Raw genomic sequence first — 5,543 nt, forward strand, 5'->3', positions numbered from 1 at the left:
GGTTACATTCCGAACCCGGAAGCTAAGCCTCACAGCGCCGATGGTACTGCAGGGGGGACCCTGTGGGAGAGTAGGACGCCGCCGAACAAATTTTGAGAAAACCCCCGTGCCATTCGGCACGGGGGTTTTCTGCGTTCACTCCAGTATTCGTCACCCAGATTCAGGCCACGCTCAAGCGGGCCGGCCGCAAGCGGGACATCGTGGCTGAGACTGACCTACAGAGATCCCGGCTCGCCGTCGGCTGCGAACCGCGTCAAGGATTGTTCCAGCAGTTCCAGGAACTGCCGCAGGTCGTCGGCTAGCTTGTCGAGTTCCGGTTCGTCCAGTGATGCCGTCCGCGTTCGATGAACTGATCCATCAGGGCCCGTGACGTAGGACAGGCCGCCGCCGTTCGAGCCGATGGCCACCTTCTGGTCCGCGCCGGCATCGACAGCGCCGTGCTCCTGGAGCCGCAGAAGGACGTCGATTGCCGGGTCGAGGAAGTAGCCGTTGCCGACGTCCGCCCAGGTGACGTCGCCGATGCTGTCGTAGAAGGTGACCAGGTCAGCCGGGATGAGGCCCGCTTGGGCAAGCGTGCGAGCTGCGGTTCGATCGTCGCGGCTCGCTGGCCGGACCTCGTTGGTACCAGGGGGAAAGCCGTGCCGACGCTCGAACTCGCCTGTCATTGCTGCGAGGACCCCGGAGACTCTGTCTGCCCAAGAGACCAGCCAGGCGGGTGAAAGCGAACGGTCACTCATGAGGCCGGATCATGGCATGAGCTACAGACATCCATGAGGTGACCAGTAGCCTCGCGCCCTCGTGTCAGCGCAATGTTCCGAGTTGTCGGTGGGGCGATGAGGCAGCAGGCGAGTTTCAGGAACGCTTCGTGGATGTCGGCTCGCCGTGCTCACCGGATCCGCCGTCGTCGGAAGCCGTGCAGTCAGGCGAAACTCCTCTCCGCGACCCAGGGGTAGGTGCCCAGCCCGGTGCCGTGTCGGGCCGCGGCGGGCGATCGCGGGCACGATGCGACGGGGTGGACCTGGTCGCGGTAAATGTCGTGGTCGTAAGCCGAGGTCCTGCGGCAGGTACTCCCACTGGATCCCGGTGTGCAGCACGTACAGGATCCCGCACAGCACCTGCCGGTCCGGCAGCGGCTTGCGGCCCGGGTGACGAAAGCGTCGTTCGCGCTGCACCGGCAGCGGCTCCAGGCGTCCCACAGCCCATCCGCCGCGATCCACGGCAACGTCCCCACACCGAACCGAACGCTCACTGCCGCCTTGGACACGCCCTTCAAGTACCGAGCCATCTCGTTGTGTTAGCCGCTGTAAGAACTCCTAACGGAATGATCTTTCGGATCAGGAGTCGATCTCCCAGTGGAGGGTGCCGGCCTGGGCAAGGGATTCCAATGTCTCGACGAAGGGTGCCTCATCCGAGCCAGGCGGGAGGTCAATGGCCAGGTAGGTGCCCCGGAGCCACTCATGTGGCAGGCCGGTGCCGACAGCCTTGCCGTGCAGGAGCTCGTGTGCGTGGTCTCGGTCTGCGTGCTCCACGACGAGTGCGACACGAAGGGTCCGGTGGCCGGACTTGAGCACGACCTTGTTCACCAGATGGTTGCTGTCGATGGTCACGACGTCCCGGTAGCAGATTCCGTAGGTGAAGAAGGGCAGACAGGCCACCTCGAACGTGTCCTCGGTGAGCTGGCGGGTCCACAGCTGCTCGCGCCAGCCGTCCTGCCGGTCCGACAGGTCGGCGTGGATCATGTAGTTCGTGGGACCCCTGCCGATGGGGTCCTCATGCGTGATGATGGTGATGAGGTGCCTCCCGTAGCTGGGTCCCGACTCCCAAATCCTGCAATAGCTGCCCCGGCCTCGATACAGCGGGGCGCGTTGAGACGTCGCCAACAGATCAATGCGCATCCGATGGTGAGGAAGGCTTTATGGATGCCGTCGCGGATCTCCCAGCGGATCCGCAGGCGGCGGAACCAGTGCAGATGGGCGAACGCGCGCTCGACGACCCAGCGTTGAGTGTCCAGTCCCGAGCCGTGCTCGGTGCCCCGCCGGGCGACCAGCGGTTTCACTCCGAGCCCCCAGACCAGGCGTCGGTACTTGTCGTGGTCGTACCCGCGGTCGGCGAGGACGACATCGGGGCGCCGCCGTGGACGGCCGCGCTTGCCCCGCACGGGCGGCACCGCCTCCAGGAGCGGAATGAGCTGGGTGACGTCGTTGCGATTGCCGCCGGTCAACGTGACGGCGAGCGGGATGCCGGAGGCCTCGGTGATCAGATGATGTTTACTGCCTGTCCTGCCCCGGTCAACAGGACTTCGTCCTGTCTTGGGACCCCTTTTAACGCCCGGATGTGGGAGCCGTCGACCGCAGCCCGGGAGAGGTCCAGCACGTTCGCCCTGCGGAGCTCGGCCAGGAGCGCCTCGTGCGGCCGAGACCAGACGCCGGCCTCGGTCCACTCAGCCAGGCGGCGCCAGCACGTCATGCCCGAGCCGAAACCGAGCTCCTGCGGCAGGTGTTCCCAGGCGATCCCGGTGTGCAGCACGAACAGAATGCCCTGGAACACCAACCGGTCCGGATGCCGCTTGCGCCCGGGACAGCGAGTGCGGCGCTTTACCTTCGGCAACAGCGGTTCGATCACCGCCCACAGCTCGTCCTCGATATGCCACGGCTTCGACCGAGCCATCCCCCACCCCCGGATCGTCATCACTTCCGAAGCGATCCAACCACCTCGAAGATCATTCTGTTAGGAGTTCTAAGGCCTTCCAGGGTGAGCGGGCCACCAGCTCCCGCTGGTCGGGACGCGCTCGGGAAGCAGAAAGTTCGCCGTGCTCCTCGCGGCCTCGAGCTCCTGGAGGGGCCTGCGGTCGTCATCCGCATGGTGTGCGACGTGTGCGGTTCCGAGCTGGCTGGTGGTCTTGATCCGCTTCCAACGAATCCGGCAGGCGGAACGTGGGTGACGTGCGGCCACCGCCTCGCAACCGTCATCGTCATGGAGTCCGGTGAGATGCTGCGTCCGCCATATCGATCCACTACCGACCGGTGGTGTGCTGCGGCTGATGAGAGCAGCACCCCTGAGGTCCAGCACGCCGTCGTGACCACGATGACGCTGTGTGGTGTGAACATCGAACGGGAAGAGCAAACCGGCTACGGGTACTCCCGGTCACCGCTGAGGGCGACGGCCTGCACGACATGTCGGTCAGTCGCCTCCGACGTGGATGCACGATGGCCCGCCGGCCACCGTGGCCGTCTCGTTAGCGACGCTGAGGGCGAGCGCTGAACCTGCTCATCACTGCGAGGCAGGCCGGTGCCTCTTCCGCAGGGAGGCTCCCTTGGCGCGCCTCCTGTCTGACGGGCTCAGGCCGCGACCGTGAGGGGGCGCCCGCCCCAGCGGATGTCCTTCTCGCTTCGGACACGAGCACGTTCCTTGCGCTGGGCCGCGAGAACGTCCGGGTGCTGAGCGTTCTGGCAGCGGCAGGGCACCGAGAGAGGCCGGCTGCGTGAGCACGGTCAGCATCGGTCCGTGCCTGGGCTTCAGAGGTGGTTGACGCTTGTTGGTGTCCGGCGGTCGGATGACGAGCCATGGATACAGGTGACACACATTCCGACGTACATCCCATCGACGGGGACCTGGTCCGGCGGCTGATCGCCGGCCAGTTCCCGCAGTGGGCGGGACTGACGATCAAGCGGTTTCCGTCTGGCGGGACGGTCAACGCCATATACCGCCTGGGTGACGACATGGCCGTACGGCTACCACTTGCGCAGGGCGGAGCCGGCGACGTGGAGAAGGAGCGGACGTGGCTGCCCCGGCTCGCACCTCACTTGCCCACGACCGTCCCCACGGCAGTCGGGGACGGGGAGCCTGCGGAGGGGTACCCATGGCCGTGGTCGGTGTACCGGTGGCTGGAAGGGGAGAACCCGGAAGCGGGAGCCCTGAGCGAGCCGGTTCAGCTGGCCGAGGACCTAGCGGGGTTCGTCGCGGCGATGCGGAGCATCATGCTGCCGGGGGCGGCCCCGCAGGCCCATCGCGGAGGGTCGGTCGCCTCGCTCGACGCGGAGACCCGGGCGGCGATCGAGGAGTTGCGTGGGATCCCGCAGGAGGGCGTCGACTGCGAGGCCGCCACAGCAGTGTGGGAGGAGACGCTGCGAGCCCCTGTCTGGGACGGGCCGCCGGTGTGGCTGCACGCAGATCTCATGCCGGGCAACCTGCTGGTGGACGGTGGCAGGCTGACCGCGGTAATCGACTTCGGGTGCCTGGGGACGGGCGATCCGGCCTGTGATCTGTTCCCGGCCTGGAATCTGCTGCCGGCCAAGGCGAGGGAAGTCTTCCGCGAGGCGCTGTGTGTGGACGACGCGACCTGGATCCGCGGCCGGGGGCGGACGCTCTCGCAGGCACTGATCGCGCTGCCGTACTACCGCAAGACGAACCCGGCGATGGCGCAGAACGCCCGGCACGTGATCCGAACGGTGCTGCAAGAGGGCTGACGGTCGGCAGGACCAGGGGCCATGCCGACCCTGGCGGCGCATCGCTCGACCGCGACCCTTCTGCGCCGAGGCTCCCACAAGCAGCTTGTGGGATTGCCGTGCATTTCGGCAACAAGTGTTCGCTCAGGGGCAGTTGGGCATGACTGGGCCGAGTTGCCAAGTCGATGGTTCAACAATCCTGGGGGGATCTGTGACTTTGATTCGTCGTGCCGTCGTGGCCACTGTGGCCGCCTCTGTCGTGATCGTGGTGACGTCGGCGGACTTCGCACTGGCCAGGGACGTGCAGCGGTCGTACATCGCGGAGGACGGGACGATCCAGGGGTGCGTCAACGCCACCGGCCGGCTGCGTCTCGTCGAGCCGGACTCGGCCTGCCGCGATGGAGAGGACTCCGTCACCTGGAACCGGACTGGCCCCCAGGGACCTGCGGGCCCCAAGGGCGACAAGGGTGACAAGGGCGATGTCGGGGAGAAGGGGGAGCAGGGAACCCCGGGGGTCCAGGGGGAGATGGGGGAAGCCGGGGTCAAGGGCGACAAGGGTGATGCCGGGGCTCAGGGGCCCGCGGGGGCGAACGGTGTCGCGGGGGTGCATGTCGTCACCGCCACGAAGGATGTCGCCGTGCTGGACATGGTCGACGTCGAGGCGCGGTGCCCGGACGGTGAGGTCGCCACCGGCGGCGGGTGGTACCTGCCCGGCAGCACCGCCCAGTCGTACGGCGCGACGCTGCACTCCAACCCGGTCGTCTCCGGCACCACACCCGTCGGCTGGACCGCCGGCTTCATGAACGGTGGCTACGACCCGGCCTACACCGCTGCCGTCTACGCGATCTGCGCCAAGGCCGGCTGACAGCCCAACTCGGCAAGGAGCTGGGTAGGGGGCCCTGGTGTCGTGCCGGGGCGCTCTCCCTCCGAGCAGTCGATCGCCACGACGTGGCCCCACGCGGACGAGCCTCAAAAGATCTTGACAGGGGCTGGTTGACGGCCTTCTGCCGGATGCGTATAGTTCTCCGGGTTGCCACGGAGCCGTATCGGTTCTGCGGCGGCGTCTCCTGCCGCGGATGCGGCGACAAACCACCAGCA

4 protein-coding genes, 1 rRNA gene and 4 pseudogenes are annotated in these 5,543 nt (G+C 67.1%); 3 read left to right on the top strand and 6 right to left on the bottom strand.

Annotated elements, in window-relative coordinates; translation table 11 throughout:
* Nucleotides 1–87 (top strand): 5S ribosomal RNA (gene rrf, locus ABT085_RS43145); the annotation flags it as partial.
* A gap of 128 nt (nt 88–215) precedes the next feature.
* Here rrf and ABT085_RS43150 read toward each other — a convergent pair.
* The 6 genes and pseudogenes from ABT085_RS43150 to ABT085_RS43170 all read right to left on the bottom strand — a co-directional run.
* Complete coding sequence (locus ABT085_RS43150) at nt 216–665, bottom strand: SMI1/KNR4 family protein (RefSeq protein WP_351621720.1); 450 nt, start codon at nt 663–665, stop codon at nt 216–218.
* Nucleotides 666–889: 224 nt separating this feature from the next.
* Nucleotides 890–1,010 (bottom strand): annotated as a pseudogene (locus ABT085_RS46910) (IS5/IS1182 family transposase); the annotation flags it as partial.
* Between the two features lie 36 nt (nt 1,011–1,046).
* Nucleotides 1,047–1,198: pseudogene (locus ABT085_RS46915) on the bottom strand (transposase); the annotation flags it as partial.
* Between the two features lie 136 nt (nt 1,199–1,334).
* A complete protein-coding gene (locus tag ABT085_RS43160; RefSeq protein WP_351621722.1) occupies nt 1,335–1,739 on the bottom strand; it encodes a DUF4265 domain-containing protein in 405 nt (134 codons plus the stop codon).
* Between the two features lie 131 nt (nt 1,740–1,870).
* Nucleotides 1,871–2,667, bottom strand: a pseudogene (locus ABT085_RS43165) (IS5 family transposase); the annotation flags it as partial.
* Nucleotides 2,668–3,338: 671 nt separating this feature from the next.
* Nucleotides 3,339–3,455: pseudogene (locus ABT085_RS43170) on the bottom strand (IS630 family transposase); the annotation flags it as partial.
* Between the two features lie 108 nt (nt 3,456–3,563).
* On the opposite strand from ABT085_RS43170, the gene ABT085_RS43175 reads away from it, so the two are divergent.
* Both ABT085_RS43175 and ABT085_RS43180 read left to right on the top strand, forming a co-directional pair.
* Nucleotides 3,564–4,466, top strand: coding sequence for an aminoglycoside phosphotransferase family protein (locus ABT085_RS43175; protein WP_351621725.1), 903 nt, complete (start codon nt 3,564–3,566; stop codon nt 4,464–4,466).
* Between the two features lie 214 nt (nt 4,467–4,680).
* Nucleotides 4,681–5,310: a hypothetical protein gene (locus tag ABT085_RS43180; protein ID WP_351621728.1), complete on the top strand. Its 630-nt coding sequence runs from the start codon at nt 4,681–4,683 to the stop codon at nt 5,308–5,310.
* Nucleotides 5,311–5,543 lie beyond the last annotated feature (233 nt).

This window comes from Streptomyces sp. NPDC002265 (assembly GCF_040296125.1).
Classification (GTDB): Bacteria; Actinomycetota; Actinomycetes; order Streptomycetales; family Streptomycetaceae; genus Streptomyces.

Bases quoted from the DNA above. Each gene is read 5' to 3' on its own strand.
- ABT085_RS43160 (WP_351621722.1), bottom strand. From the start codon at position 1,739: ATGATCCACGCCGACCTGTCGGACCGGCAGGACGGCTGGCGCGAGCAG.
- ABT085_RS43150 (WP_351621720.1), bottom strand. From the start codon at position 665: ATGACAGGCGAGTTCGAGCGTCGGCACGGCTTTCCCCCTGGTACCAAC.
- ABT085_RS43175 (WP_351621725.1), top strand. From the start codon at position 3,564: ATGGATACAGGTGACACACATTCCGACGTACATCCCATCGACGGGGAC.